Source organism: Shewanella sp. SM21, assembly GCF_025654335.1.
GTDB classification, from domain to species: Bacteria; Pseudomonadota; Gammaproteobacteria; order Enterobacterales; family Shewanellaceae; genus Shewanella; species Shewanella oncorhynchi.
Window position 1 is genome coordinate 216,265 of sequence record NZ_JAKKRL010000003.1, and the last position, 26,969, is coordinate 243,233.

The following is a 26,969-nucleotide window of genomic DNA, read 5'->3' on the forward strand; positions in this document are numbered from 1 at the left end:
GATCGTAATAGGTCATTTTGTATATCTATTAAGCAAACTGTCAGGTTTTTACTGTTACCTTACGCCCCCGATGTATTGGCTAATCCCATTGCTACCGTTTTACCTCAGTTAAAGAGATACCATGTTTATAAAGTTTAAGCTTCCCGTTGCTATGCTCGCACTCATTGCTTTGTCTGTTTTATGCTCTTCGGTGTATGTACAAGAAACGCTAGTGACTAAGCTGATTTCAAATAGGCTGCCAGTTGATGCTCTTGGTTTTCAGTCACAGACGGCTTCCAATCCTTTAGTTGCCAGTCAGAGTGCTCAGCATCATATGCAGAGTTTGCCAAAACTGATGACGACTTCCTTGGTGCAAGCGAATCAAGGTGCTGTTGCCAATCCAACGGTTGCTGAACATTTCTCATCCCCAAAAATGCTTGAGCAGTCATCCTTCGACAATCCAGAGTCTAAACAACTGAGTCTGAATATCAGTTCTCTCGATGAACTCATGGGCTTGTTTGACTCGCTTGATTACACGCCAGAAAGCTTTCGTGATGGTAATAAATCGGTCCCTAGATTGACCTTTGATGCCGTGGGTGAGGGCTGGAGTTCAGTGTCAAGCCAACTCCCGGTGAAGCAAAAGAAAATGGTGTTTCTTAGGATGATTGCCCCTTTAGTCTTATTGGCGAATGAGAAAATTTTGCAAGAAAGACAGGTCATTATGTCTGCCCCCCTCGATGATATTGCGTTATTAGCCTTAGGGGTAAAGTACAAAGTAATAAGCAGTGAAGATAAACCGCTGCTAGAAGCCCAAAGACAAATGCTACTTGAAAGGGTGGATATCCTGCCGCCATCGTTAGTGTTAGCTCAAGCGGCAAAAGAAAGCGGTTGGGGCACATCGCGATTTGCCCGTGAAGGTAATGCATTATTTGGGCAGTGGGATTTCAAGGGTAATGGTATGGAACCTAGGCAGAAGCGCCAAGGTTTAGGCAATTATGGTTTAGCAAGATTCGATACACCATTTGCTTCGGTGGAAGGGTATTTGTTGAATTTGAATACCCATAATGCTTATCAGAAGATGCGAGATTTTCGTGCCCAATCAAGACAAGCTAATCAAGCTGTGACAGGCTCTGCACTTGCAGGGACGTTAGACCGATATTCGGAGCGTGGGCACGCCTATGTTGAGGCGATTCGTCAGATGATCCGTACTAATAAGCTATATCTGGTGGATGATATTTATTTAAGTGATGACGCACCATTACATCTATTAACAAGAACAAACTAAGTGATTGGTAAAATAACCATTTTCACTTAGCCTGAATAAAGCGCACTTTAATTAACCTGAGATCGGTTTAACAAGCCATAACTGTAATAGCATTAAACTCTGCGTTAGTGAGGTTCAGTTGTGGCTTATTGTCTTTCAATTGATAGGCGATGAGTCCCGCAATCATATTGAGCATAAAACCATGCACGCTGCGGTGTCTTGAGTGCTCTATTTGAGAGATATTTTTTAACTGGTCGTTGATGGTTTCTATGATAAAACGTCTCGACAGCATCGCTCTATCCCACAACGACATTGCCTTCGCTTTCATATTCTTACGCACGTTCGTCACCAACTTCACGCCTTTCTCAAGCAATTCACTGGACAGCGCTTTACTGATATACCCTTTATCTGCATAGAGTTTATTCATGTCACTGTGCACCATCTCATTCACCGGTTTTGTGTCATGTACATTAGCTGGGGTCACTTTGGCCGCCACTATTCCGCCTTGATGATTCACAATCAAATGCAGCTTAAAGCCATAGAACCAACCCATGGTGCCTTTACCTCTGCACGCCAGCCCCGCCAAGGTTTTATGGCAATGAATACGTAGGTTATGACACACTTTGATGCTGGTTGAATCTACAAATTCGATGCCAGTGGGGTCACTCTTGAGACTGGCAAAGTAGCTGCAAAGCGGCACTAAAGCAGTGGGCATCACCTCAAGAAAGCGGGTATAGCTGAGTAAATTGGGAAAAGCGGATTTGTAGAAATGAGCCAGATAGCCGATGTAGAAGTTCTTGAAATGACATCTGAAAAAGTATGATGATGGTCATCACTTCGCTCATCGTCATACGGCCAGGGCGTTGACGCTTGCGTGTACCATCGGTTAACAGCGTTTTTTCCCATTCTGGAATGAAAACAGCGCAAAAATCATCGACATCGCAAAACACTTCCACTAATTTATGCATAGGCCCTCCGGTGTGATGGGGTTTCTCTTGGTCGAAAGATCCGATCACTTGGAGGGCTATTAGTTCAACATTTCTTATCCCGAGTTCAGGTTAATTAGGCTTATATAGGTCAATTTAATCAAGGGCATCCGCATTACCCTATATCCCAATTTTAAACTTTGCCTTTTTGCTGGTCATTGTCTTCAAGGTCTTGAGTTAACCATTAGGATAAAAGGATAAGCAGTGCCTGATGTTCGATATTAATGTTTACCTTTCTGTAATCGCATAACTGCCATCTGTGTTATAGCGGATGGTAAACCCCTTTTTGTCACCATCATGGTAATACTTCAGGGACAGTAATCGATCCTTGTTATCGATTTCATATGTCCAGCCACGTTGCTCATTGTCGCTGTAATTGGACAGTGAATAACCGCCATCCTTCTTGTAGCGGATGTTGATTTGACTGTCTTGCCCCTGTTCATTATTTTGCAGCTTTTGGACATGTCCCTCTTCATCGAATTCATATTCTTTGATGAGGTTGCCATGATGGTAGTCAGAAAATTTGTATAATTTTCCTTTACTATCATAATAATATTGTTCCCCATGCTTAATCGATGGCGTATTTCTAAAGGGGGGATTCAGTATGTCCTTACAGTCATTGCTATAGGGATTTTCTCGCATTATGCACTCGTCCTGAGAGGGCTTGACGGGCAGGGTTTCGTCATATTCATAATGACTTAACTCCATAAGCCTATGATTGTGGTTAGGATCAAAAATCGCCTGCATGCCATGGTATTCACCTTTGCGATAGTGTCTAATGCCGCTGGCAACATCCTGTGCTGAGTACCAAATACTCTGACCATCGAGCAGTCCCTGCTTATAATGCTTATTGGCAAAGAGCACATTTTCATCGCTGATTAGTTTTTCTTCACCTTCGCGTAATCCATTGAGATAAGTCACTTCGATCCGTGATTTCTTGTCAGTTTTAAATACCCAAGGGCCAGTGCGCTTGCCATCAAGGTAAGCCCCGTTACCCACATAGTTGCGGTATTCGCCAAGCGAGACTTTATCTACCCAAGGGCCTTGTTTAATGCCGTTTTGATAGTGACCTTTATTGCCATTGCTCTCAAGCCATTCACCGTCTTTGACGCCGTTGCGATAAATGCCTTTTTCAGACAATCGCTTATCACCTGTGTCTGCGCCATATTCGGGCTCATAGATTTCATAGGGGCCATCGAGCACTCCTTGATTGTAATGGGCAAAACCGTAGTTATCTGCCTCATCGAACATGGACTGTGCAATCCATTTACCTTGCTTTTTACCGTCAAGATATTCACCTTCCCAATAGCTTGCTTGGCCGTCAGCCTCCATCCATTTACCGACTTTTTTGCCTTGTTTGTACTGACCATTCAACATGATATTGGCATTACGGTTATCGTAGGCGATATAGGGGCCATCGAGCACACCTTGGGCATAATGACTTTCAAGCGCAAGTCCAGCCCAAGATCCACCGAGATTCATATAATCATAAGCTGGGCCCGTTTTTGGGATCTCACCCTCACCGCTGTTTAGCCAGTCCACATCATCGGCTTCAAAGACAACGCTCACCAACACAAAACTGCCCTGTTGTTCGCGATAATCATTGCGATAAAAGTGGGTCACTAAGCTGTATTGATGCTCGTGGCCTTGGGCATCTTTATCTTTGCGGGTGAGGGGGTAACGTAATTTATATTCGTCCGCGGTTTTCACATCGGCGGGTAAACCTTTAGCATTGCGATAGCCGATTAAGGTTGGTTTGAGCTTGGTTGAGCCATCGATAATCGCTTTAATGGCGGGATCTTCAATCGCCTCAACATCATAGGTCATGCGATATTGCTGCGGCGGAATTTGGTTTAACACTTTGCGGGTGTCGCTGACGGTAAATGATAATAACATCGGGGCGACTTCATCCAGCACAACTTGAAGGCGTGGCAGCTTAGTGAGCTTTGAATCCTCAAAACCATAACCCCGTAAATGCTGACCATCAGCATCTTTAAGCATGACTACGACTTCTTTGTCGCCACCCTTATCAAAGTCATAGTAAAAAACGGCCACAATTTCAGCCGCACCATAATCATCAAGATGTACGCCGGGCGCATCGCCGTCGGACATTTCGCTCCACACTTGATTGTCTTTTTGGTGAAAATTAAGCCATTGGCCATTTGGTAAATCGACAGTGGGATGGACGGCTTTGCCCGCAGCGCTTGCCGCAGGAATAACCGTTAAAGAGGATAACAACACCATGCCCGCTGCAGTGAATAAACTGCGAATCGAAAGTTCCATTTAACTACACCTTTTATACCGATAACTTGCGCCTCATGCGCACCAGTAAACGGGCCGAATTTTATGCGAAGACAAGCACTTCAGGAAGTAGCTGATACAAAAAAGGCCGCAATAGCGGCCTGTTAAGATCCAACATTTAACAATCAGCGATGCGATATAGCATTTATTTCGCGGGTGTCTTTTAGGGTAATCATTTAGATTTCTTTGAAAACGGGTTTTAAAAGAAAATGAGCTAAAAATATTACAATAACAGCTGCTTAAATTTAATTGGGCACTGAAGCAGTGCTTCAATTTTGCTTTGTTTCGCTTGTTCTGAATCTACATTCCCTGTGGTGTAAAACGTTATTTCTGGATCGAGTATCGGGCTACACGTTTGGTGCTCGATTTTCAACAATGAGTGCGTTCGATTAGCAATGGCGAATCCAGAATCAATGACGGTAACCTGGTGGGGAAGGGCATTTTTGATTTCTGCATGGATAAGTGGAAAGTGAGTACAAGCCAGCACTAATACATCGGTATTAAATGCATCGGGTTTGCTAAAAATACGCTGAATTTCCTGAGTTACAATGTCGGGATCAAACCCATTGCCGAGAAGTTTTTGCTCTGAGGCGAGAACCAGCACTTCAGAGTCTTCTACTAAAACCTTACATTCTGTGGCGAAATTCGTGATCAGCATCTTCACATAAGCTGAGTTCACCGTGGTGTGAGTGCCAAGTACCATCACTACCTTTGATTTTGATAACGAAGCGGCAGGTTTTATCGCAGGGACAACGCCGACAATAGGTATATTGAGTTCAGTACGAAGTAAGTCTAGCGCAATGGTACTCGCTGTATTGCAGGCGATAACGATGATATCGGGTTGAGTCAGTGAGCTTGCTTTGGATATAACGTCTAAAATTCGCTTTTTTAGTATATCGTGCGGCTTTTTTCCGTACGGGAAAAAGCCAGCGTCAGAGACGTAACTCAGCCGTATGTTGGGGATTCTCTTTTTTATTTCGGCCGCGACAGTTAGTCCACCTGAACCTGAATCAAAAACTAATATTGAGCTATCCATTGCACCTACCTTCACATAATCAACACATTTAATTTTGCCATAGACACAGGAGTGTTAGTCGAATTGGCATACGGCTTCAAGAGGCGCATTTTGCTCTTTCAGCCTATTTTGATCAATGAGGATATGTTTGGTTAAGACTTTTTCGTAAACAAAAAATCTTTTGGTGAGTTAATGCAATTTACCGCAGGGTGAGATCATGAATACTCAGTTTTGTCAGCAGTTTAGTTGGGATGCCAACTTAATCCTTCGTGTGTTTGTAAATATTGCTGGAGCTTTAATTCCGCATATCCATTAAGCACTATCATTCCAGTGACACGCAGCAAGTCCGTCCCTTGATGCTCGAGCATGGAATCTGCTGTATTAGGACATAATAATGTCGCGATCACATGGATGTGAATAAGCGCCCATGCCACGGATGGTCACTTCCATGATGGTGCTTAATTTGGGTTAATCCCTGTGTATGTCAGATGGTTGATTCTTAAAAAATTCATGGCTGTCCGCTTTTTTTACTGTCATGCGTGGTAATACGCAGTTCAAGGCCGATCTGAGTTGGGCAATAGAATTTATTACCACCAAATGTTATCGCAGCAAGCAGTCAAAAACAAAGCACGACAATAGCTTAGAGGTGATATGGGCACATTTAGATGCTTAAGGTACAGGCTATGAACAATGGATGTCTTGATAATATTGATAATAAAGCAGAAAAAGAGTTATGGGAGTCCTGACTTTCGCTTATATGCTCAATGCATAGCCGAGCAAGTCGAGTCTAGTGACCAAAAGAAATCGAGCTTGGATGAAAACCGCATTTCTTGAAAAGATATTAATGGCTGGGCTTGCCAAGGCGGACAAAATATGAACATTTACGCGATTACCCTGGGAACCAGACGAGATAAGTCTGGTTCAGTGAATTGCAGATTTAAATTTTATTTATTTTTTACCATGATTAATTGACCATCTTTATAAATCTCTTCAGATGCTAATTGCCCATCGTCACAATAGCTTTTAAGAACTCCTTCTAATAAGTCATTTTTATAAGTCCCTTCCTCCATCAATTGACCACTTTCATAATATCGCTTATATGGACCTTCTTTTAGATTATTTTCAATAATTGCATCACAATTGACCTTTCCATTTTCATAATAATGTATAGAGTGGCCATTTTCCAAACCACTTTTATACGTCATCTCCCACCACAACTGACCACTTTCATAATAATATCTAGAAAGGCCTTCCTGCTTACCATCCTTACAGAAAACCACTCCCCACAATTGACCATTTTCATAATATGATTCACAAATTCCTTCTGGAAGTCCATTTTTCTTAGTTCCTTTTCTCAATATCCTCCCACTTTCATAATATCTATTATAAGGACCATCTTCTAATCCATTATTATAATTCCCTACAAGCCTTACAGCGCCATTTTTATAAAATATCTTGTAAGGGCCTTCTTCTAATCCATTTCTATAACTTCCTTCCTTCTCCACTCCGCCATTTTCATAATATTTTTTGTAAGGGCCTTCTTCCAACCCATTTTTATAAGATCCTTCGAACAATAGCAAACCATCTTCATCATATGTTTTAAAAGGACCGTCTTCTAGACCATTTCTGTAAGTTATTTCCCTATATCCGTCACAATCATCACTTTCATAATACCTTTTACTTTTCCCAGTAAAAGGTATTTGTGTATCTATTTCATAATAGATCCCATTTATATTTTGCAATTGATTAAAATCTATTTCCTTCATCGATAACTCCTTTTTTATCTATAATTCTCAATGCTCTCACACCTACCATCGGTGTTTTTCAAGGTAGTAGGCACTCCTTGCTCAAATATTATGCTTCAAGCTGAGCTTGCACTAAGGCCTCGGGTGTCGCTATTTTTGCGGTTAAATTGCTCAAAGATGATTCCTTACTGAAATGAATTAGCTCGAAATGCATTGCTGTGTAGGGAGGGAAAGAGCGCTTGTCGTCGCGCTACTCTCATCGCGCTCATTATCATCGCCATGACTGCTTTCTTTCCCTCTAATATTTTCTCAGTTAAGTACACTATTCCAATAGCTTAAGCTGTATTTTTCCCCATTGGGTGGCATAGGGCATGGCTTCTTGCGGGCTGAGGATAAACTCATTTTCACAGCCATCGCCGCGGGGCGTTTCCCAGAATTTGATCCCCTTTGGCTCAAGGGTGAGCTGGTAATATCCCGAGCTGTCTGATGTGGGGCATTCTGCGTCCGGTGCTTTGCCAGTAAACAATTTGTCTCTTAATGCTGGGGGTAAAGGATGACTCATACCCACGAGCATACTTTGTGGTTGCGTATCGGCGAGAAACCACTGCCACGGGTGGAAAGGTTTGCCGTCGGTAAGGGAGAAACTCACAAATTCTTGGCTGATACCATTGGCGCCATAACCTGCAGCCCAGCGATATAGGCGCACACTGAGCCAATGCTGATTAATAAAAATCGGTTCGGCAAAGGTTTCGTCAGTTACAAAACTGCCCATTTGTGCCAGCATTCTGCGGCGAGTGTCAAAGGTTTGTGCTAGTTGGGCTTCATCGGTGAGCTTATGTTCAAGCCATTGATTAATTACCAAGATACCCGTTTGTGGGCCTTTAAATTCGATACCTACATCTGTGCCAAACGTCAGCGGGCGATACTCAATATTTTCGTAGTTTTGCCATTTACCTCGGCTGAGTTTTGGCGTGGTTTCTAGCGGTAGATTGTAAGCATCGGCACCACAATCCTCGACTTTATCTGGGCTGATTTCTCGCTCAAGTTGCACTGGTAATGATTTACTCGCGGTATCTTTAAACCAATGGCCGCTCAGTTTTTGTGGTGTGACACTATCAAACTGCCAATTTCCGGTATTGCCTTCTTCTTTCCACAGTTCATCTTGCTGCTCGAGTTTTATCGGCGTTAAGTAGCGTTGATAGTAATAACTGCCTGTTCCATATTGATTAAAACAAATTCTGACCTTGCTTTTACCTAACTGTCCCTGCCAGATCCCTGTGAGTTCATTGGCCGCAAAGGTCGGCAAAGAGATCGTGGCGGTCAGCAACAGGCTTGAAGATAAAACGGAGAATAACATCCTTGTGGGCATACTGATTTTCTCTTAAAAGGTGATAAGTAAGGGCCGTATTCTAAGCGCAGGATACTGACCGATTGTGTATTAAAAATCAAAATCTGATAAAAAAGTCGCCCGTAGGCGACTTGATGTTAAAGACTTAAGGCTTACTCAACTTGCCAATCAATGGCTTCTCCAGCACGAATAGGCACTACGTTAGTATCGCCAAGCGGGTAAGTTGCAGGAACACCCCATGACTTTTTGACCAGCGTGATGGTATCGGTATTGCGTGGTAGATGGTAAAAGTCTGGGCCGTTAAAGCTTGCGAACGCTTCGAGTTTATCCAGCGCATTGACCGACTCGAAGGCTTCGGCATACAGCTCAATGGCGGCATGAGCCGTGTAGGAACCCGCGCAGCCACAGGCCGCTTCTTTCTTATCCTTGGCGTGTGGCGCTGAATCTGTACCGAGGAAAAACTTCTTGTTGCCGCTTGCCGCTGCACCTAACAACGCCTGCTGGTGGGTGTTGCGTTTTAAAATAGGGAGGCAGTAAAAATGCGGACGAATACCGCCTGCCAGCATGTGATTGCGGTTATACAGCAAATGGTGGGCTGTGATAGTCGCGGCCACATTATCAGAGGCTTGAGTGACAAAATCGACGGCATCTTTGGTGGTGATATGCTCAAGCACGATTTTAAGTTCTGGGAAATCGGCGACAATTTTACTGAGGATATTTTCAATAAAGACACGCTCGCGGTCGAAAATATCAATGGCTGAATCTGTGACTTCACCGTGGACTAAAAACAGCATGCCGACTTCTTGCATGGCTTGGAGTACGGGATAGATGTTTTTAACATCGGTTACGCCGGAATCTGAGTTAGTCGTCGCGCCCGCTGGGTAGAGTTTAGCGGCGACAATTTTACCCGAGGCTTTGGCCTTGCGGATTTCATCTGGGCTGGTTTTGTCGGTTAAATACAACACCATTAAAGGTTCGAATTGTGAGCCCGCGGGCACTTGCGCTTTAATGCGATCGTAATAGGCCAGTGCGGTTTCGGTATCGATAGCGGGGGGCACTAAGTTTGGCATGACGATGGCGCGGCCCATATAGCGGCTGATGTCGCGCACTGTATCTTTAAGCTGGGCGCCGTCTCTTAAGTGAATATGCCAGTCGTCTGGGCGAGTGATTGTTATTGTAGTCATAGGGTTTGGTCTTTTGATCGTTTTTGCTGCGAGGGTGGCGGGATCTTATGTGGCAAGGATTTTACTGTAAAGGGAAACTCGGCTGTTTTGGTTAATAAATCTAGATTCTAGACCCTAGAATCTAGGAACTGCTTTTTTTCAATCGGACACTTTTCATTTCACTGCTGCGGACACTTTTAAATAAAAGCCCCAGTGTCCGCGGACACTTTTATCTGTGATTTTTCATTAAGATTATGAAAGTAAATGATTTTACTTGTTTGGCATAGGCTTTGCTATCTCTAGGGTAGAGATTTCCAATAGTGTCCGTTGATACGTTCCGGCACTGATGATTCCAACAGGGAAGCGAGTAAAGCCATGATTAAAGATACTAGCGGCCAAGATACAGTACTTGTGCCATCGACCTCTAAACGTCTTAAGTTACCGCTGATCATTGGCGGTTGCGCCTTATTAGTCAGCGCCTTAGTGTGGGCAAGTTTAGGCACTGATAGCGTGAGCAAATCCTTAAGCCGCAGCGACATCACTACCGCAAAACTCTTCGTTGGAACGTTAACCCGCGATGTGGCGACCACAGGTAAAATCGTGGCGGCCAATGCGCCTATTTTGTATAGCACAGAGGAAGGTACTGTGACTCTGCTCAGCAATCCTGGCGATACTGTTAATAAGGGCGATGTGGTCGCCAAACTTGATAGTCCAAGACTCACTAATCAGCTAGAGCAAGCCAAGTCCCTATTAGCGGGTATGGAGAGTGCATTAGAGCGCGCTAAGTTGGATGCAAGACGCGATCAATTACAAGCTTATCAAACCTTAGATATCGCAACGGTCGATCTTGAAGCGGCGGATAGGGAAAGCCGACGCGGAGAGGAACTGATTCAAAGTCAGCTTATTGGCCAGATTGATTATGAAAAGGGCAAAGATGATTTACACAAAGCCAAGCTGAAGTTTAAGCATGCAGAGCAAGAAGTTGCGTTAACGAAAGATACGTTAACCTTTGAGATTAAAAATAAAGCCCTAGAAGTTGAGCGTCAAACTCTCGCGGTGCGTGAATTAGAACGCCAAGTCGATGCCTTGAATATTGTTGCACCTGTTAACGGCATTATCGGTAACTGGATTACCGAGCAGAAAACCCGTCTTAGCGCTAACCAACCGATTTTAACCGTCGTGGATTTAAGCGCCTATGAGGCTGAGTTAGCCGTGCCTGAGTCCTATGCGGATGATCTGGGTTTAGGCATGGAAGTCGAGTTGAGTTTTGGCAGTATTAAGTTAATGGGCAAGTTATCGTCGATTTCCCCTGAAGTGCGTAACCGTGAAGTGACCGCTAGGGTGCAATTTGACCAAAGCGACAGCCTAACACTGCGCCAGAATCAACGCATCTCGGCCCGAGTGTTATTAGAGCACAGACCCAATGTTCTTATGGTAAAACGCGGCGCCTTTATGACCAGCGGTGGAGGTAATGTGGCTTATCAAGTCGAGGGCGATTTAGCCAGCCGTCGTGAGGTTAAGCTCGGCAGTACTAGCCTGAGCCAAGTCGAAGTGCTTGATGGTGGCAAAGCCGGAGATGAGTGGGTTATTTCAAGTGTCGACCCTTTTAATCACGCCGAACAGGTCAGAATTCATTGATGACCGATATTCGTAAATTATTAAACAACCAATCTGATGAATTTAACAGCGCAGTGATCAAGGTGAATGACGAAACCTGCTGCGACATGGATAAGAATAGGAGCCGGATATGCGTGATAAACAATTTGATATCAGCATGTTGATGTCATCCAAAGTGTTTGGAGTACTAGCCTTATTATTACTGGTGGTTGCGGTGGAACTAAGTATCGGTGAGGCCAATAGCTGGTTTTTCCTCGGACTCAATTTGTTGGAATGGAGTAATCCTTTGGATGAGTTTCGCCAAGTGGGTGAGGTTTCAACCGAAACTGCCAACCTTATGCTGGGCGCTTTTATGTGGTTTTTAGAGTGTGTTGTTGAGCCATTCTTTGGCTGATAAAGGTGTGCTGATTACGGTCGTACATGAGTCGATGCCTAAGGTGTAGACGCAGAGTCTAGGCGCAAAATAGATTTGATTATTTAAAGGAAATTAACATGTTATCAATGAAGAATGTGAGCAAGGTTTTTAAAACGGATTTAGTAGAAACCCACGCCCTGCGCGATTTTAACCTAGAGGTGAACGAAGGCGAATTTGTCGCAGTCACAGGTCCTTCTGGCTCGGGTAAAACCACCTTTTTAAATATTGCAGGTTTACTCGAAGGTTTTACCCACGGCGACTATTTTCTCGATGGGATTAACGTGTCTAACTTGAGCGATAACAAGAGCGCCACTATCCGGAATGAAAAAATTGGCTTTATTTTCCAAGGTTTTAACTTAATTCCCGATCTTAACTTAGCTGAGAATATTGAAGTGCCGCTGCGCTATCGTGGTTTTAATGCCAAGGAGCGTCAACGTCGTGTACAAGAGGCATTAGAGCAAGTGGGCTTAGCTTCACGGCTCAAACATTTACCTACTCAGTTGTCGGGTGGACAACAACAAAGGGTGGCGATTGCTCGTGCTTTGGCGGGGGAGCCACGCTTCCTACTCGCCGACGAACCTACGGGGAACCTCGACAGCCTAATGGCACGTCAAGTGATGGAATTACTCGAAAATATCAATCAAGCGGGCACGACCATTATCATGGTGACGCACGATCCTGAACTCGCTCGCCGCGCCCAACGCAACATTCAAATTGTCGATGGTCAAGTGTGTGATTTTACTATGTATCATCAAGGTCATCGACATGTCAGTGATATCACTGCTGCGACTGATATCGACAAACTTGTCGCCAACGCCGACCGTTAAGGATATGCATTATGTTCTTTTATTATGTTGATTTAGCTTGGCGCAGCATTAAGAAAACCCCAGTGCTGTCGCTGTTGATGGTGTTGGCGATTTCGATTGGTATTGGCATCACAATCACCACGTTAAACGTGTACAAAATGATGTCATTTAATCCTGCGGGTGAACGCTCTGATGAGTTAAATGCGGTACAGCTTTGGAGCCAAGGTCCTGATTCTTGGGATGAGTTAAACTCGTTAGTGACTTACCAAGACGCGATGAATCTGCGCAACAATACCTTACCTAAACGCCAAGCTGCGATGTTTCGCACTGGGATGGCAGTGCAAACGGAGGATGCCAATTTTGCGCCTATTTTAGAAAGCATTCGGGTGACGGACAGTGACTTTTTCAAGCTGTTTGACGTGCCATTTTTGTACGGTAATGCGTGGGATAAATCCGTCGACACTGAGCCTGCTTATCAAGTGGTGATTAACGATAAACTCAATCAAAAGTTATTTGCGGGTCAAAACAGTGTTGGCAAAGTTATCTATCTTAATCGTAAACCTTATCAAGTGGTTGGTGTGATTGATGCTTGGGATCCTAAGCCTAAATATTATGATCCCACTAACGGTGCCTTTAACGACACGGAACAAATTTTTGTGCCGTTTTCGCTGACGCCTATCGAAGAGTTTGATATATGGGGTAACACGTCAGGTTGGAAGTTTGAGACGATGAATAGTTACAGTGATCGCCTTAACTCTGAAAAAGTGTGGCTGCTGTATTGGGTTGAGTTACCAAATAAAGACGCAGTAGCCAGTTACCGTTCTTGGCTCAGCAATTATGTGGCGGAGCAAAAAGCCCTAGGCCGTTTTACGGATAATAAATCTGCCGCTGACTCAGTCAAAGTATCCGATGTGGCAACTTGGCTTGAATACAATCATGTGGTGCCCGAAGACAATAAAATCTTGGTTGGCTTGAGTGCGCTGTTTTTAAGTGTTTGTTTAGTCAATATATTAGGTTTAATGCTGACAAAGTTCCTCAAGCGAGCTCCCGAGGTGGGAGTGCGCCGCGCTATTGGTGCTAGCCGTGGTCAAATCTTCGCTCAATATATGGTTGAAGTGGGCATGATTGGCTTATTCGGTGGTTTGCTTGGACTCGCTTGGGCCTACGCTTCGCTTTATGGGTTATCGGCCCAGTTTGAGGTCGCGAAGGGCTTAACCCATTTATCGGCGAGTATGTGGATTATCACCCCAAGTATTGCGGTAGGCACAGCCTTGTTGGCTGGCTTGTATCCCGCATGGGTTGTGTGTCGCACTAAACCTAGTGTTTATCTAAAAAGCCAGTAAGGGACTTATTATGTTGCATATTAAACCTATTCTCAGCAGTTTATTTCGCAGTAAAAGTGGCCCAATCTTACTGCTTATTCAGATTATCTTGTCTGTGGCGATTGTGGCGAATGCGAGCTTTATTATTCAAGAGCGTTTAGTCCTGATGCAGCGTGATTCGGGGATTAAAGAGTCAGAAGTATTGACCTTTAGCTTGTTTAACTTTGATCCATTGATTGATAAAACCGCGCAAAACAAAATTGATCAGCAAATTTTGCGGGGGCTACCCAATGTGATTGATGCGACCTCAACCAATATGTTGCCGTTAAGCGGTGGCGGCTGGTCGAGCACGTTAAATCTGGGCCCCGACCCAGATAGCGCTAAATCGACACCGCAATTTGCCATGTATTTAGGGACAGATCACACCATTGAGACCTTAGGCATTAAGCTGATTGAGGGGCGTAACTTTTACCCCCATGAACTTAAGGATAACCTCGATAGCCCTAGCCGATTAGCGATCATCTCCAGTGTGTTAGCCAAAGCCATTTGGCCTGATGAATCCGCACTTGGTAAAGTGTTGTACGAGGGCAAGGATGCACAGATCACTGTGATTGGCGTAGCCGAAAAACTGCAAGGCGCGTGGATTGACAGTTCTAGCCTTGAAAATAGTGTGATTCAAAATGTGGATTATGGCAGCAGTTCTTACATGGTACGGGCCAAACCTGAGTTTCACGCCGAGCTTAAAGACACGATAAAAAAAGCGCTGCTGGCGGAGAATCCAAACCGAGTGCTCGATGGCTTTAAGTCAATCGAGGCCTTAAAAGATAGTTCATACCGAGATCATAAATTGATGATTACTGTGTTAACTATGATGGTGGTGTTGTTATTGCTTATCACCTCGCTCGGTTTAACGGGCATGGTGATGTTTAATATCCAGCGCCGCACTAAGCAGATAGGTACCCGCCGCGCATTGGGTGCTAAAAAGCGCGATATTATCAGTTACTTCCTCGTGGAGAACTATTTGATTTGCTTAGCGGGAGGCGTGCTGGGCGGCTTGTTAGCGATACAGTTAGGCCAACAGTTAATGAAAATCTATAGCTTGCCTATGTTGGACTTAAGCTACCCACTAATTACTGTGGCAGGTTTATTTATTGTCACCACATTAGCGGTTTACTTACCAGCGCGTAAGGCGGCAAATATTTCGCCAGCAACCGCAACCCGCAGCGTATAGCGGAATATTTGATGTCACTCAAGGTACGATAAAAGCTCGACAAAAGTGCGATAACAATAGGATGTTATTGCACTTTTTGTTACTTTACGGTTAACAGTTTTACTTAGGACAACACTCACACTTATGGATACTATCCTTATCGTCGATGACAATCATGCCATCTGCCAAGCCTTAGGTTTGATGCTAGAACTCAATGATTATCGGGTGCTGATTTGCCATAGCCCAGAGGACGCCCTTGGGTTATTGGCGACTCAAGATGTGGATTTAGTGATCCAAGATATGAACTTTACCCGAGATACCACCTCTGGTGAGGAAGGTCGGCAGCTGTTTTACGCCCTGCGCGAACGCCAAGGGGATTTGCCGATTATTTTGATGACGGCATGGACCCAGCTCGAAACGGCAGTTGAATTAGTCAAAGCGGGCGCCGCCGATTATATGGGCAAACCTTGGGATGACGCTAAGCTACTCAATAGCATCACTAATCTGATTGCGCTTTATAAACTCTCCCGTGCTAACCACCGCTTGGAGCGGGTGAATCACCAACGCCAAGTGGCGATCGCCGATGCGGATCTCTGCGGTATTGTCTTTGGTAGCGGTGCTATGCAGCGTTGTATTGACTTAGCCTTGCAACTGGCGCGCTCCGATGTGTCGGTCTTGATCACTGGCCCCAATGGCGCGGGTAAAGACAAGCTTGCCGATATTCTCCACGCCAATTCACCCTTAAAAAACAAACCTTTTATCAAGGTCAATGTCGGCGCCTTGCCGATGGATTTATTAGAGGCCGAGCTGTTTGGTGCCGAGGCGGGCGCTTTTACTGGCGCGACTAAAGCGCGTATTGGCCGTTTCGAAGCGGCAGACGGCGGCACGCTGTTTTTAGATGAAATTGGCAATTTACCTTTGTCTGGGCAAGTGAAATTATTGCGGGTGCTACAAACCGGCGAATTTGAACGCTTAGGAAGCCATAAAACCCAGAAAGTAAAAGTGCGGGTGATCAGTGCGACCAATGCGGATCTGGCCCAAGATATCGCTGAAGGGCGCTTTCGTGAGGATTTGTTTTACCGCTTAAACGTGATTGAACTGGCATTGCCACCGCTGAATCAACGCATCGATGATATTTTACCTTTAGTGCAGCATTTTATTGGCAGCGATTTTAGCTTGAGTAAACCCGCGTTGCAGGCGTTATTACAGCACCGCTGGCCAGGAAATGTGCGCGAACTTGAAAACGCCTGTAAGCGAGCGGTATTGTTGGCGCAAAGCCATGTGCTGACTGAAGCTGACTTTGGTTTGGCACCTGTTGCGAGTGTCATAAAATCGGCTTCCAGTGTTTCGGCTGTATCTGAGCTGCGGCTATCTGGCTTGAGACACTCTGATCCTCAGCCTGTTTATTCGCCCGCTTCCATCCCCGTAAATACCGCATTTTATCATGAGTCTGGTCGTGCCCAAGTGTCAGATGCCAATGAGGCGATAGACGTGAGCCGAGAAGATATCGAAGCGGCGCTAAAACAGCATCATGGCGTAATTGCTCGGGTGGCAAAAGCGCTTGGACTCAGTCGCCAAGCGCTGTATCGGCGGATGGACAAGTTTGGTTTAGATAAGTCATAGGCCAAGCGCAGATGCTAGGTCCCAAGTCCCAGCTTCTAGGCGAGAGAAAGGCTATCGATTAAGGAATCTGAGTGTTAATTCGAACTAAACTTATCATTTTTTCAATGGCTTGCTGCGCCTTTGGCGTCTTGCTGAGTTTTGCCTTGGTGAAGTATATCTCACCCTATGCTTCGTCTGTTGCCACGTCTAACACGATTGAAATCCCTGATGTTAATGTGCAACTCGATTTTGCGGAGCTGGAGAAAACGGTCGCCTCCATCGAACTCGCCCTTAACAATAGTGAGCAATTGCAGGAGGCTGCGGCGATGCAAGCGCACCAGAGGGCCGAGCAGATTAAAGCCGAGCTGCAAAAGCTTGAACAACTTAAACAAGAGCAGTTACAAATAAAACTCTTCAAGTTAGAACAACTTAAAGAAGGGCTGTTTAATTCTATTCCTCATGTGGTTGAGCCTTTACGTATAGAACCGCTATCCATTTTACCGCCCAAAGCACCTGTATCTCCTGCGATATCCGCTGATATAGCTAAGGGAGATCGTGTATCGAGTTTGACCTTAGGTGAAGGTTTGATCGTGTTGCTTCTCGCTTGTGCTGTCTGTGGTTTAGGTATTGCTTGGTTGACTCGACATCTCGGCCGCAGTTTAGATTCCCTTGAAGTCGGCTTGCTAAATTTTAGTGATAATGACTTTAGTGTGAGTATTCCTGAACATGGCGAAGGTCAGCTCAAAACCTTAGCGCAGTTATTTAACCATTCGGCGGCAAAATTGCGCCAAGAAAGGCAGTACATTTACCAGCGGGAGTTATTACTGGATAAGGTGATTCAAAGTTCTCCCAATGTGATGTTGTTACTGGACGATCATCAGCGGCTCATTTACGCCAATGATGCGGCGCGTCACCTATTCCATAAAAAGGGCAGAATGGAAGGCTTGAGCCTAGATGAATTGCTGGTGGATTTGCCCGAAGTATTGGCCTTGGCGCTTAAACATGAAAAGAACGGACTCTTCGCCATGGGTGAAGATGATGTGGAAACTTGGTATTTAAGTCGCGGCCAATTTTTATTGAATAACCAACAGCATAACTTAATTTTGCTCAAGCAGATGACCCGCGAGCTCAATCGTCAAGAGGTGGCAGTATGGAAAAAAGTCATCCGCATTATTAGCCATGAACTCAATAACTCAGTGGCGCCCATAGCCTCTATGGTGAACTCGGGCCGACTGCTCACCAAAGATATTGATAATCCCAAGCTAACCTTAATTTTCGATACGATCGAGAATCGTACCAGTCATCTAAGCCAGTTTATCTTCAACTATGCCCGTTTTGCTAAGTTGCCGCTCCCGCAACGGCGTCAGGTAAATTGGGGGCAATTTACTGCCCAGTTAACTCAGCATTATCCCTTTAAACTCATTCATGAGTTACCTGAGGTTGATGGTTTTTTCGATCAAGGACAGATGGAGCAAGTGCTCCTCAATTTACTTAAAAACGCCCATGAATCTGGCTCAAACCCCGAGGATGTCACTCTATCGATTCGGTATCAAACCTTAGTGGATGGTGCAGGTTTTAGTATTGTGATTGAGGATCGCGGCGCAGGTATGTCTGGTGAAGTATTAGAGCAGGCGCTACTGCCGTTTTACTCAACAAAACAATCGGGTACAGGCTTAGGTTTACCTTTGTGCCGTGAAATTATTGAAGCCCACGATGGCAGTATTAGCATGCATAATCGCAGTGACGGTGGCCTGTTGGTTCGACTATGGTTACCACAATAATGCTCGCGTTTTGAATAAACACCGTAATGCGACTCTTAAGTCGCATTTTTTATTGCTTATCTTATCCGCTTGTTTAAAGCATAACTCCTATCCTCAACTGCCTCTTGGCGTATTAGCCAAATGGGCTATTTTTGCCTTTTTACCTTAGCTCTTCGGGCTAATTTGCCCCCCAGCGTAATGACGGGAGATCTTTAACCCTGTTAACCTGTTTTATCGAAAATTTGCGTTAAAACTCACCTTGTTCTAACAGAGGTTAGCGCGGTTTTTAAGGTTCGATTAAAAAGGTTAAGGAGGGATAAGTGAAACAGTTAAAACAGCGTCTGCTTACTTACGTTTTATGTCCATTCCTGCTGCTGGCTTCCCCTATCACTATTGCCGATAACGACATTGAAATTAGTGGCTTAGTAATAGATAGAACCTTGACTCGGTTTGGTAAGGACTTTGGCTTTTACTACTCAAGCTATTGGCGCGAACTGCCCTTTACTCAAGGCTTTAACGTCACTCTATATGAGACAGTGTTTCCACAAGCTGGAACCGTTTTAACCTTAGAGGTAAACGGGACTCGGATTTACACCACCCATTTTGGTCGTCGTGCAAATCCGATTAAAGAGAGCGCAGAGCAGGCGATTTTGCTTACGATTGATTATTTAGCGCAAGTCAGAGCCAATGCAATAACAGGTGATTTTTCAGGAACATCGGACGACTTTTAGGATAATAATAATGACATACAGGACGTTACTTGCTCTTGTCACGCTATGTGTGGCAAGCAGTGGCCAAGCCACTGAATTGATTTATACGCCAGTGAATCCCAGCTTTGGCGGCAATCCACAAAATGGGGCTTTCTTATTAAATAAAGCTCAAGCCCAGAATGATAATAAATCTACCTCGACCGAGAAGGACTTTGTCACCCGTTTTAAAGAATCCCTAGAGCGTAATATCATTAACTCAATCACCCGCGGTGTTGCTGATGGTGAAATTACCGATGGTGTTTACGATACAGGTGATTTTCGGATTGAAGTGGCTTCTACGGGAAATGGCGTGATGCTAACTATTACTAATACTGAAACCGGTGAAGTCACTGTGATTGAAATGCCGACATTCGGAGGAGTCAACTAATGGCCCGTCTAGTGTTAGTGAGTTTATTACTGCTAAGTGTGTCGGCCTGTAGCCTGATCTCCAAACCCGATTTAAATATCACGGCTGCCGAGGTTAACCCCTTGAGTGAGGTGATGCGTGGGTTGCAAACTCAACCAGGACCTAAGTTTCCTATCCCTGTGGCCGTGTATTCCTTTCGCGATCAAACTGGCCAATATAAGCCGCAGGCTAACGTGAGTTCATTTTCGACCGCGGTTACTCAGGGTGCAACATCGATGTTGATGCAGACTTTGCTCGACTCTAAATGGTTTACACCCGTTGAGCGTGAAGGGCTACAAAATTTGCTTACCGAGCGTAAGATCAGCAATAAACAGAGCGGTACTAAGGGCGATGAAGTGCCCGTATTATCCACCGCCAGATTGTTACTCGAAGGTGGAGTGATTAGTTATGAGACCAACACTAGCACAGGCGGTAGCGGGGTCGAATACTATGGTATTGGCGCCTCTGAAATGTACCGTGAAGATCTGGTGACCATTTATCTACGAGCCGTGGATGTACACACAGGTAAAGTTATGATGTCGGTCTCAACCAGCAAACGAGTCTTGTCCCAAGAAATGCGTGCGGGTTTGTTCCGTTACACGAGTTTAAATCGATTAGCCGAGGCTGAAGTCGGTTTTACTACCAATGAGCCAGTGCAGTTTTGCGTATTACAAGCCATTGAATTGGCGGTCGCTGAGCTGATTGATAAGGGTATCAAACAAGGTTACTGGAGCCCAACTCAAGTGGCGCAGCCAGCAGAAAAAGCCCAGGAGTTGAGTCAGGGCTAGGTGTCTGAAAGCCGGTATTAGATGCTAGAGCAAAGCAGGCTTCTGCTTTAGCACTTAGTCGCGATAGCGTAAAAGAAAACCGAGCCAGTTAAGCTGACTCGGTTTTTTATTGCAGTTATTGCAGCAGTCAGTTGATATTAGGCTATTTTAGTCCGCTTGCATGGCCTTCCAAAACAGTTCAAAACTGGCATCGCGGTATGTTTTATCTGTCCCCAAGTGCGGGTTATCGATAAAGAATCGGGTTGCTGCTAGATATTGGCCGTGGCAGTTTTCTAGCATCAATTCCACTGGATAATGGGCGATTAGCCCCATCATTTGTCCCTGCTTAATGAGTTCGCTAATAAAGCCTAAGATGCTATTCATCGCTTGATCGCGCACCTTAGCGGCAATCATGGGCGACATTGAATATTGCTGAAAAAACAGTTGTTTGACAGGGTTATCCAGCGACCAATCTATCGCACTTTGCCATAGTTGTAGGGCATTGTGTTTAAGATCGCTGCCCTTATGGGTGTTTAACAGTAAGGCATCGGCAAATTCTTGTTTTATGGTAAGAAACAAAGATTCCATCAAGGCTTCCTTAGAAGGGAAGTGATGGAACAAGGTGCCCGTTGCTACACCTGCTTGTTTCGCAATCGAGGCGGTAGACGTGCCATGAAATCCTTGGCTGACAAAGAGCGCTAAAGCAGTATCGAGAATAGCTTGGCGTTTATCTGTCATGGTTTTAATGGGTTGTGTTGTTGATGGTTTATTCAAGATTTATCCCCCAATGACTAGCGCAAAAATAGCTTCATTAAGATGCGCTGGATAAAAGTGCCGTAGGGCGGGTGAACAAATTTGCCTGTGTTGAATCGGCCACGGCTGAGTACCGTTTTAGCGTGGCTGAAGGTCAAAAAGCCTTCCTTGCCATGGTAATGCCCCATGCCCGACGGGCCTATTCCGCCAAAGGGCGCATCGTCGGCGGCGACATGAAATACGGTTTCATTGATACAAACACCGCCAGAATGGGTCTGCTGGAGGATCTTTTGCTGAGTTGGCTCATCGAAACTCATCACATAAAGCGCTAAGGGTCTGGCTCTGTGGTTGATGTACTGAATCGCTTCATCTAAGGAGTCGTAGCTAATAATCGGTAACAATGGACCAAAGATTTCCTCTTGCATCAATAGCATGTCTTCACTGGTGTGAGTTATCAACTGAGTTGCGAGTTTACGATGTTGGCTATCTATGGCTTCGTCCGTCGCCGAAATAACACGGGCACCTTTTGCTTTAGCGTCTTCGAGCACTGTCATCAAGCGGTCAAACTGACGTGTATTAATGATGCTGCCATAGTCCTTATTGTGGTTAATGGTGCCGTACATGGCCTTAAACTTAGCTTGGTAGGCGGCGATAAAGTCATCCACCTTGGTTTTAGGGCAAAGCACATAATCAGGGGCTACGCAGATTTGTCCGGCATTCAAACACTTACCGTAAATCATTCGTTCTACTGCTATCTCAAGCTGCATATCGGGGGCGATAATCACAGGCGATTTACCACCCAATTCGAGTGTTACTGGGGTGAGGTTATTCGCTGCGGCGCGCATCACATGACGGCCGACTGTGGTCGAGCCTGTAAAGAGTAAATGATCGAAGGGCAGGGCAGAAAATTGGGCAGCAATGTCCGCCTCACCTTCAACAACCGCCACGTGGGATTCATCGAAGACTTGTGCCAATAACTGTTTGATCACTTGGTTGGTCGCTGGGGTAAATTCTGACATTTTGAGCATGGCATGATTACCCGCGGCAATAGCAGTCACTAGCGGGCCAATTGACAGCATGACGGGGAAATTCCACGGCACGATAATACCGATCACCCCCAAAGGTTGATAATGCACTGTGACTTTGGCGGGTGCGAGTAAGATGCCCGCATGGCGAGCGCTGGGTTTGAGCCATTTTTTGAGATTTTTCAAGCTGTAATTGATGTTGTTGATGACAGGCATAATGTCTGAGATCAGGCTGTCATCAATCGATCTATGGCCGTAGTCTTGGCTTAAGGCTTCGACTAAGGGTGTTTGAAATTGCAGTATGGCCGCCTTCAGTCGAGTTAATTGCTCCACTCGCGTAGCGTAATTAGGATTCGGCGCCGCTAAATAACTGCTGCGTTGGCGTTGGAGCAACTGAGTCAGTGGCGAAGTATTAAGGTGTTCGGTGGCCATATTCATAGTGGTTGCTCCAAGGGAAATGGTAGGCAGAGTCTTATTCGGTACTTTATTTAAGTAATCGTCTAGATTGAGTCTTTTATTAAATCAGTACCGACTGATTAGTCGGTTTATCCTAGCTTGCTTAGTGAGATGGTGCAAGGTATCTGGTGTATTTTTGAGCAAGATCACGGCTTGTTGTGGCGTTAGCTTTTACACTAAATCAAGGGTTGTTACATAAGGAGTATGTATGGCATTGTTAAAGCACGGAATTTCGATTGGTATTGAGCGTTATGGTGATGATGATTTTTTCGTTACCTTTAAAGCTATCGGTACCTTAACTCATCAAGACTACGAAATGATGGTGCCTGTGTTGGAGTCTGCATTAGCTGGGGTGAAAGATCCTGATATCTTTGCCTTGGTAGATGTCACCGAGTTGGAAGGCTTGGAACTACAGGCCGCTTGGGACGATCTCAAACTTGGGGTGAAGCATATTCGTCATTTCGAGAAAATAGCTATCGTCGGTAAGACGACTTTGCAGGAAGTGTTGGCTAAATTGGCAAACTGGTTTACGCCTGCTGAGGTAAGGTTTTTTGTTGATAATGGCGATGCTGTTGCTTGGCTAAGAGACTAAGGTTGTGAGATGAAGTTTGTGGTCTGCCAATGCGCTAAATCGGGCGTTATAGCAGCACAGTAAAGATTCACCCAGCAATCCATTCGCGCCATAGAAGGAGTACAAATTATGCGTACAGGTCAAATACTCTGGCCCACAGATTTTTCGGAAACTGCGGCCCATGCACTGAGTTATGCCATTGAAATGGCTAATCTATACCATGTAGGGCTAAAAATCTTACATGTGGTTGAACAGCCGATCGGTGATGAAAACTTTATGATTCTATCTATTACCCCTGAAGAGCTTGCTAAAAGCATGGAGGAAGCGGCGGCAACTAAAATGCGAGCACTATTGGATGGATTGAATACTGAGCTTCCTATCACTACCTTGATCCGCCGTGGCGATCCTGTCTATCAAATTTTAGAAGAGGCCAACAGTAAAGACATTGGCATGGTAGTAATTGCTAGCCATGGCCGAACTGGGATTTCGCATTTTTTACACACCAATGTCTCAGAAGCGGTGGCGAATGGTGCAACTTGTCCTGTGCTTGTGGTTAAGTAACTGGCTTTGACTCTATAAATCCAAAGGGCGCTTATAGCGTCCTTTCTTTTTGATTGATAAAGAATAATTAATTGAAATGGGTACGCAAGAAGCATAGCAAACTGCTATAAAATAGTGGTATTTTGGCCTTAATAATTAGCTTAATTAAAAACTCAAATGATGGATAAGCTTATGCGTACTCAAGAAGTGTTATGCCCTACGGATTTTTCATCCACTGCGGCCCATGCGTTAAAATATGCGGTTGAAATGGCAAATGTTTATCACGTCGATATTCGGTTGTTGCATGTGACTAGCCCTGCCCGTGGCGCCCATTGTTATGGTATTGCGGTCGATATTCCCGCTACATTGGAAAATGAACTCAAAGCTTTCGTTGATGCAAAAATGCAAAGTTTGCAGCAGGAAATGCAGCAGAACCTTACCGAAGGGCTCAATATTAAGTTAGTCGTGCGCCATGGTGATGCTATTGATGAGATTTTAGCGGAAGCCGTTGATGTAGGCATGGTGGTTATCGCTAGTCATGGGAGCAGCGGTTTAGCTGACTTTTTAAAACCCCACGTTACACAGGATATTGTTAAGTACGCTAAGTGCCCTGTGTTGGTGGTGAAATAACACTATGGGATAAGTTTAGTAGGAATCATTTTTGATCATTTTAGGTTCTGTTAACTTAGTCGACGCCTCGGCTTCATTGTCAAATGACATCAGGCGTCGATACTTTTCCTGCAGAGCCACTAAGCTACCATCTTGGGTAATTTGTTTGAGTCCCGCATTAAAATCATCCCGAATTTGTTCACTGAGAAACGCGAACTTGTATTCTGTAGGTGGGAATATTTGGTGGCAAATCGCCTGTTGTTTTAAGTCTTTCTCAGTGAGTTTGCCCTCAAGATAGGCCTGCTTTAAGTAGTATTTGAAAATATTTTTATCCATCACAACGACATCGGCTCTGCGCTTCATCAGCATATAAACCTGCTGCACTTGCCTCGCTTGTTCTTGGTAGCCGCTATTGGTCTTAACCATGTTGGCAAACTCTTCCCCCAGTAACGATGATGCACGTTGAAAGGCGACGACTTGTTTGTTGTTTAAGTCTTCTATGCTATTGATGTTAAATTGATTACTCTCGAGGCTAATGGCGCAGTTTTGGTAGGTTATCGCAACGTTGGAATAAAAAACGTTGTTAATCATTCCTTCTTTGATGTTGATGATGCCATCGAGTTTACCCTCCCTGAGTTCATGGAAAGTGCGCGCCAGTGGTAAGTAGTGGATAGAAGCAGTATGGCCTTTAACGGCGAGGGCTTGGTTAAGTAATTCGAGTTCGATCCCGCTATTGGTTGCTTGGATGACATAGGGCGGGATAGACAGGCTGACGCCTATCTTAATTTCAGCCGCTTGGCCGAGCTGAGCGCCGCATAGGATGAGTAACCCCATCAATTTATAGCGGTTACGACGAGCCACTGAGCTATTTGGCTTATTTAGTTTATGCGCCATAAGTTACCAACACCTCCGCGGTATACACTTGCAACTGTGTTTGATACTCGCCAAGTCATTCCATGACTTTCTTGAGTAAGTGTAGTGTGTCTGTGAACTCAGCACGGCTTTATTTATCAAATACACATTAACGCTTTAACCTATTACAGGCTCAAAAGGATGAGCCCGGTTCAGTCAGAAAAGCAATTTCTTCCGCCGTAGACTCCCTGCCTAAGATAATATTTCTATGTGGATAGCGGCCAAACCTGTCGATAATCGCTTTATGGCGCAGTTCAAACGCGAGGTTTGTTATCGCAGCTTCGCGATTAAACAGTTTTACTGCTACTTGGTGAATGGCTGCCGATTCGCTGTGCATATAGGGCATAAATAGAAAAGGGACTTGTTTGGATTTTAGTGCTGTGTCGACCCGTTGGGCAACGGCCTCTTGGGCGAGCACTAGGGCTATCGCATCGGCTTCGAATGCGGCAGGCGTATTGCGGTAAATATTACGGGAGAATTGATCGAGCACTATGATCTCAGCTAATCGACCTTGAGGCGTGATTCGCCAATGTGAAAGCTCTCCCCGTTTAGCTTGAAGTAGTACACCTTCGAAGCGCTGTTTGATCTGGGTATCAAATTCAACATCTTTAATCCACCAAAGCTTTGGGTCAATGTCTTCAAACCAAAATGTCAGTATTTGGTCTGCTGTGATTGTCTGGCTCATTTTAGCCTTTCTTCATAGGTGTTGAGTGATATTAGAAATAACAGTTGTTGGGGGAGGATGACAAGTCGTTTTGTTTGATTTAAGTGCAGATTTGTTATCTGATGATCTTGTCGCGAACCGTAAGTATTTAGTATTGGCTATTGCCTTATTGACTGAATATAAAGTAGTTTTGATGATAATTACTTTTGTTTCCAGACAGGTCATCCTATGTCACTTTCAATGCCAGCATCCGAACAGGTTTCAAAGCAAAATAAGGCGTTTCTGCGTAAGTTATATTTGGCGCATTTAATGGATGATGACCGCCATAATCTATTATCACTCAATAAGTTAACCGGAATGCCTCGCCGAACTTTACAGGACGCTATCGCAGCTTTTGAGGATATAGGTATTCGAGTCGAGTTTGTGCAGGAAGGCAGCCGTAACAATTCAGGTTATTACCGCATAGTCACCTGGGGGCCGATCAGCAGCGCTTGGGTCGATACCCATCTAAGCGAAATCGCTGAGCTGATAGGATTTTACGATAAGTCAATTTAAACGCTGTTTGTTACCAAGGATGAATTTGAGAACTCTTCAACTGTTAGGTTTTATTCTTGCCATTGCAGGCGTCATTTTAGGATATATAACGCTAGCATCTATTGACTGTCAAACATCTGAAGCTTCTGCTGGGGCTGCGGGTTTAGGCATGATTTTTATGGTATTACCAACCTTTGGCTGTTCTGCGTTAATGTTGGTACCTTCTTCTTTAACATTATGCAAATCAGAAGTAAGGCTACGTACATATTTTAAAGGGAGTTTTTGGTTGAGTCTGTGGAAATTGAATTTAGTTATTTCTGCTGTATATATCCTTGTTACTCTTTATGTGGGCTGTTTATGGCTACAAATCAGCATTGGTCGCTAACGAGTTAATCATCTTGTTCATAATATGTTCATTTTTTATGCTTAACCTTCAACGCGAGTCTCACC

Annotated in this window: 25 protein-coding genes and 1 pseudogene; 16 read left to right on the forward strand and 10 right to left on the reverse strand. The window is 44.7% G+C overall.

Annotation, left to right across the window (positions count from 1 at the left end; translation table 11 throughout):
* Positions 1-121 precede the first annotated feature (121 nt).
* Positions 122-1,264, forward strand: a complete 1,143-nt coding sequence (locus tag L5L94_RS05130; RefSeq protein ID WP_263161649.1) for a glucosaminidase domain-containing protein — start codon at positions 122-124, stop codon at positions 1,262-1,264.
* A 67-nt stretch (positions 1,265-1,331) separates the two neighbouring features.
* Here L5L94_RS05130 and L5L94_RS05135 read toward each other — a convergent pair.
* From L5L94_RS05135 to pyrC, 6 genes and pseudogenes are all read right to left on the reverse strand, one after another.
* Positions 1,332-2,211, reverse strand: a pseudogene (locus tag L5L94_RS05135) (IS982 family transposase).
* A gap of 246 nt (positions 2,212-2,457) precedes the next feature.
* The gene (locus tag L5L94_RS05140) at positions 2,458-4,512 is read right to left on the reverse strand and encodes a toxin-antitoxin system YwqK family antitoxin (protein ID WP_263161651.1); all 2,055 of its coding nucleotides are present in this window, start codon (positions 4,510-4,512) and stop codon (positions 2,458-2,460) included.
* A gap of 241 nt (positions 4,513-4,753) precedes the next feature.
* On the reverse strand, positions 4,754-5,566 hold the full coding sequence (murI, locus tag L5L94_RS05145) for a glutamate racemase (protein ID WP_263161654.1): 813 nt from the start codon (positions 5,564-5,566) through the stop codon (positions 4,754-4,756).
* Positions 5,567-6,489: 923 nt separating this feature from the next.
* Entirely contained in the window at positions 6,490-7,311 is an 822-nt protein-coding gene (locus L5L94_RS05150) for a toxin-antitoxin system YwqK family antitoxin (protein WP_263161657.1), read from the reverse strand.
* 301 nt (positions 7,312-7,612) lie between these two features.
* Positions 7,613-8,659 (reverse strand): hypothetical protein, encoded by a 1,047-nt coding sequence (locus L5L94_RS05155; RefSeq protein ID WP_263161660.1) that lies wholly within the window; start codon positions 8,657-8,659, stop codon positions 7,613-7,615.
* A gap of 131 nt (positions 8,660-8,790) precedes the next feature.
* Complete coding sequence (gene pyrC / locus L5L94_RS05160; RefSeq protein ID WP_263161662.1) at positions 8,791-9,822, reverse strand: dihydroorotase; 1,032 nt, start codon at positions 9,820-9,822, stop codon at positions 8,791-8,793.
* 354 nt (positions 9,823-10,176) lie between these two features.
* Between pyrC and L5L94_RS05165 the strand changes: the two genes are divergently transcribed.
* The 10 genes from L5L94_RS05165 (at position 10,177) to L5L94_RS05210 (ending at position 20,476) form a co-directional block, all read left to right on the forward strand.
* Positions 10,177-11,439 (forward strand): efflux RND transporter periplasmic adaptor subunit, encoded by a 1,263-nt coding sequence (locus L5L94_RS05165; RefSeq protein WP_173243130.1) that lies wholly within the window; start codon positions 10,177-10,179, stop codon positions 11,437-11,439.
* 109 nt (positions 11,440-11,548) lie between these two features.
* Positions 11,549-11,812, forward strand: a complete 264-nt coding sequence (locus L5L94_RS05170) for a hypothetical protein (RefSeq protein WP_105251637.1) — start codon at positions 11,549-11,551, stop codon at positions 11,810-11,812.
* Between the two features lie 98 nt (positions 11,813-11,910).
* On the forward strand, positions 11,911-12,660 hold the full coding sequence (locus L5L94_RS05175; protein WP_028761691.1) for an ABC transporter ATP-binding protein: 750 nt from the start codon (positions 11,911-11,913) through the stop codon (positions 12,658-12,660).
* 11 nt (positions 12,661-12,671) lie between these two features.
* Positions 12,672-13,982 carry an ABC transporter permease gene (locus L5L94_RS05180; protein ID WP_198571797.1) on the forward strand — a complete coding sequence of 437 codons (1,311 nt, stop codon included), beginning with the start codon at positions 12,672-12,674 and terminating at the stop codon, positions 13,980-13,982.
* Positions 13,983-13,992: 10 nt separating this feature from the next.
* Positions 13,993-15,192: an FtsX-like permease family protein gene (locus L5L94_RS05185; protein WP_263161669.1), complete on the forward strand. Its 1,200-nt coding sequence runs from the start codon at positions 13,993-13,995 to the stop codon at positions 15,190-15,192.
* 123 nt (positions 15,193-15,315) lie between these two features.
* The gene (locus tag L5L94_RS05190; RefSeq protein ID WP_263161672.1) at positions 15,316-16,794 is read left to right on the forward strand and encodes a sigma-54-dependent transcriptional regulator; all 1,479 of its coding nucleotides are present in this window, start codon (positions 15,316-15,318) and stop codon (positions 16,792-16,794) included.
* Positions 16,795-16,865: 71 nt separating this feature from the next.
* A complete protein-coding gene (locus L5L94_RS05195) occupies positions 16,866-18,554 on the forward strand; it encodes a sensor histidine kinase (protein ID WP_263139976.1) in 1,689 nt (562 codons plus the stop codon).
* 299 nt (positions 18,555-18,853) lie between these two features.
* On the forward strand, positions 18,854-19,264 hold the full coding sequence (locus L5L94_RS05200; RefSeq protein WP_131523186.1) for a curli production assembly/transport protein CsgE: 411 nt from the start codon (positions 18,854-18,856) through the stop codon (positions 19,262-19,264).
* A 10-nt stretch (positions 19,265-19,274) separates the two neighbouring features.
* Positions 19,275-19,670, forward strand: coding sequence for a curli assembly protein CsgF (locus tag L5L94_RS05205; protein ID WP_106649655.1), 396 nt, complete (start codon positions 19,275-19,277; stop codon positions 19,668-19,670).
* The gene (locus L5L94_RS05210) at positions 19,670-20,476 is read left to right on the forward strand and encodes a CsgG/HfaB family protein (protein WP_105251644.1); all 807 of its coding nucleotides are present in this window, start codon (positions 19,670-19,672) and stop codon (positions 20,474-20,476) included. The genes L5L94_RS05205 and L5L94_RS05210 overlap by 1 nt, the downstream gene beginning before the upstream one ends.
* A 147-nt stretch (positions 20,477-20,623) precedes the next feature.
* On the opposite strand, the gene L5L94_RS05215 is transcribed toward L5L94_RS05210, so the two are convergent.
* Positions 20,624-21,229, reverse strand: a complete 606-nt coding sequence (locus L5L94_RS05215; RefSeq protein WP_181800896.1) for a TetR/AcrR family transcriptional regulator — start codon at positions 21,227-21,229, stop codon at positions 20,624-20,626.
* Between the two features lie 17 nt (positions 21,230-21,246).
* On the reverse strand, positions 21,247-22,671 hold the full coding sequence (locus tag L5L94_RS05220) for a coniferyl aldehyde dehydrogenase (RefSeq protein ID WP_263139980.1): 1,425 nt from the start codon (positions 22,669-22,671) through the stop codon (positions 21,247-21,249).
* 226 nt (positions 22,672-22,897) lie between these two features.
* Between L5L94_RS05220 and L5L94_RS05225 the strand changes: the two genes are divergently transcribed.
* The 3 genes from L5L94_RS05225 (at position 22,898) to L5L94_RS05235 (ending at position 24,430) form a co-directional block, all read left to right on the forward strand.
* Positions 22,898-23,281 (forward strand): STAS/SEC14 domain-containing protein, encoded by a 384-nt coding sequence (locus L5L94_RS05225; protein WP_028761699.1) that lies wholly within the window; start codon positions 22,898-22,900, stop codon positions 23,279-23,281.
* Between the two features lie 108 nt (positions 23,282-23,389).
* Entirely contained in the window at positions 23,390-23,821 is a 432-nt protein-coding gene (locus L5L94_RS05230; protein ID WP_263139983.1) for a universal stress protein, read from the forward strand.
* A gap of 171 nt (positions 23,822-23,992) precedes the next feature.
* Entirely contained in the window at positions 23,993-24,430 is a 438-nt protein-coding gene (locus tag L5L94_RS05235) for a universal stress protein (protein WP_219251157.1), read from the forward strand.
* A 15-nt stretch (positions 24,431-24,445) separates the two neighbouring features.
* Here the strand turns inward: L5L94_RS05235 and L5L94_RS05240 are convergent, their stop codons facing one another.
* Positions 24,446-25,303: a substrate-binding periplasmic protein gene (locus L5L94_RS05240; RefSeq protein ID WP_263139984.1), complete on the reverse strand. Its 858-nt coding sequence runs from the start codon at positions 25,301-25,303 to the stop codon at positions 24,446-24,448.
* A gap of 151 nt (positions 25,304-25,454) precedes the next feature.
* Entirely contained in the window at positions 25,455-26,006 is a 552-nt protein-coding gene (locus tag L5L94_RS05245) for a DUF924 family protein (protein WP_113941177.1), read from the reverse strand.
* Positions 26,007-26,213: 207 nt separating this feature from the next.
* On the opposite strand from L5L94_RS05245, the gene L5L94_RS05250 reads away from it, so the two are divergent.
* Both L5L94_RS05250 and L5L94_RS05255 read left to right on the forward strand, forming a co-directional pair.
* Complete coding sequence (locus tag L5L94_RS05250) at positions 26,214-26,540, forward strand: winged helix-turn-helix domain-containing protein (RefSeq protein WP_219255339.1); 327 nt, start codon at positions 26,214-26,216, stop codon at positions 26,538-26,540.
* Positions 26,541-26,565: 25 nt separating this feature from the next.
* Entirely contained in the window at positions 26,566-26,904 is a 339-nt protein-coding gene (locus L5L94_RS05255; protein WP_263161677.1) for a carbon starvation protein CstA, read from the forward strand.
* Positions 26,905-26,969: the final 65 nt, after the last annotated feature.

Coding starts and splice junctions, on each gene's coding strand:
- L5L94_RS05130 (WP_263161649.1), top strand. CDS start 122: ATGTTTATAAAGTTTAAGCTTCCCGTTGCTATGCTCGCACTCATTGCT.
- L5L94_RS05140 (WP_263161651.1), bottom strand. CDS start 4,512: ATGGAACTTTCGATTCGCAGTTTATTCACTGCAGCGGGCATGGTGTTG.
- murI (WP_263161654.1), bottom strand. CDS start 5,566: ATGGATAGCTCAATATTAGTTTTTGATTCAGGTTCAGGTGGACTAACT.
- L5L94_RS05150 (WP_263161657.1), bottom strand. CDS start 7,311: ATGAAGGAAATAGATTTTAATCAATTGCAAAATATAAATGGGATCTAT.
- L5L94_RS05155 (WP_263161660.1), bottom strand. CDS start 8,659: ATGCCCACAAGGATGTTATTCTCCGTTTTATCTTCAAGCCTGTTGCTG.
- pyrC (WP_263161662.1), bottom strand. CDS start 9,822: ATGACTACAATAACAATCACTCGCCCAGACGACTGGCATATTCACTTA.
- L5L94_RS05165 (WP_173243130.1), top strand. CDS start 10,177: ATGATTAAAGATACTAGCGGCCAAGATACAGTACTTGTGCCATCGACC.
- L5L94_RS05170 (WP_105251637.1), top strand. CDS start 11,549: ATGCGTGATAAACAATTTGATATCAGCATGTTGATGTCATCCAAAGTG.
- L5L94_RS05175 (WP_028761691.1), top strand. CDS start 11,911: ATGTTATCAATGAAGAATGTGAGCAAGGTTTTTAAAACGGATTTAGTA.
- L5L94_RS05180 (WP_198571797.1), top strand. CDS start 12,672: ATGTTCTTTTATTATGTTGATTTAGCTTGGCGCAGCATTAAGAAAACC.
- L5L94_RS05185 (WP_263161669.1), top strand. CDS start 13,993: ATGTTGCATATTAAACCTATTCTCAGCAGTTTATTTCGCAGTAAAAGT.
- L5L94_RS05190 (WP_263161672.1), top strand. CDS start 15,316: ATGGATACTATCCTTATCGTCGATGACAATCATGCCATCTGCCAAGCC.
- L5L94_RS05205 (WP_106649655.1), top strand. CDS start 19,275: ATGACATACAGGACGTTACTTGCTCTTGTCACGCTATGTGTGGCAAGC.
- L5L94_RS05210 (WP_105251644.1), top strand. CDS start 19,670: ATGGCCCGTCTAGTGTTAGTGAGTTTATTACTGCTAAGTGTGTCGGCC.
- L5L94_RS05220 (WP_263139980.1), bottom strand. CDS start 22,671: ATGAATATGGCCACCGAACACCTTAATACTTCGCCACTGACTCAGTTG.
- L5L94_RS05225 (WP_028761699.1), top strand. CDS start 22,898: ATGGCATTGTTAAAGCACGGAATTTCGATTGGTATTGAGCGTTATGGT.
- L5L94_RS05230 (WP_263139983.1), top strand. CDS start 23,390: ATGCGTACAGGTCAAATACTCTGGCCCACAGATTTTTCGGAAACTGCG.
- L5L94_RS05235 (WP_219251157.1), top strand. CDS start 23,993: ATGCGTACTCAAGAAGTGTTATGCCCTACGGATTTTTCATCCACTGCG.
- L5L94_RS05240 (WP_263139984.1), bottom strand. CDS start 25,303: ATGGCGCATAAACTAAATAAGCCAAATAGCTCAGTGGCTCGTCGTAAC.
- L5L94_RS05245 (WP_113941177.1), bottom strand. CDS start 26,006: ATGAGCCAGACAATCACAGCAGACCAAATACTGACATTTTGGTTTGAA.
- L5L94_RS05250 (WP_219255339.1), top strand. CDS start 26,214: ATGTCACTTTCAATGCCAGCATCCGAACAGGTTTCAAAGCAAAATAAG.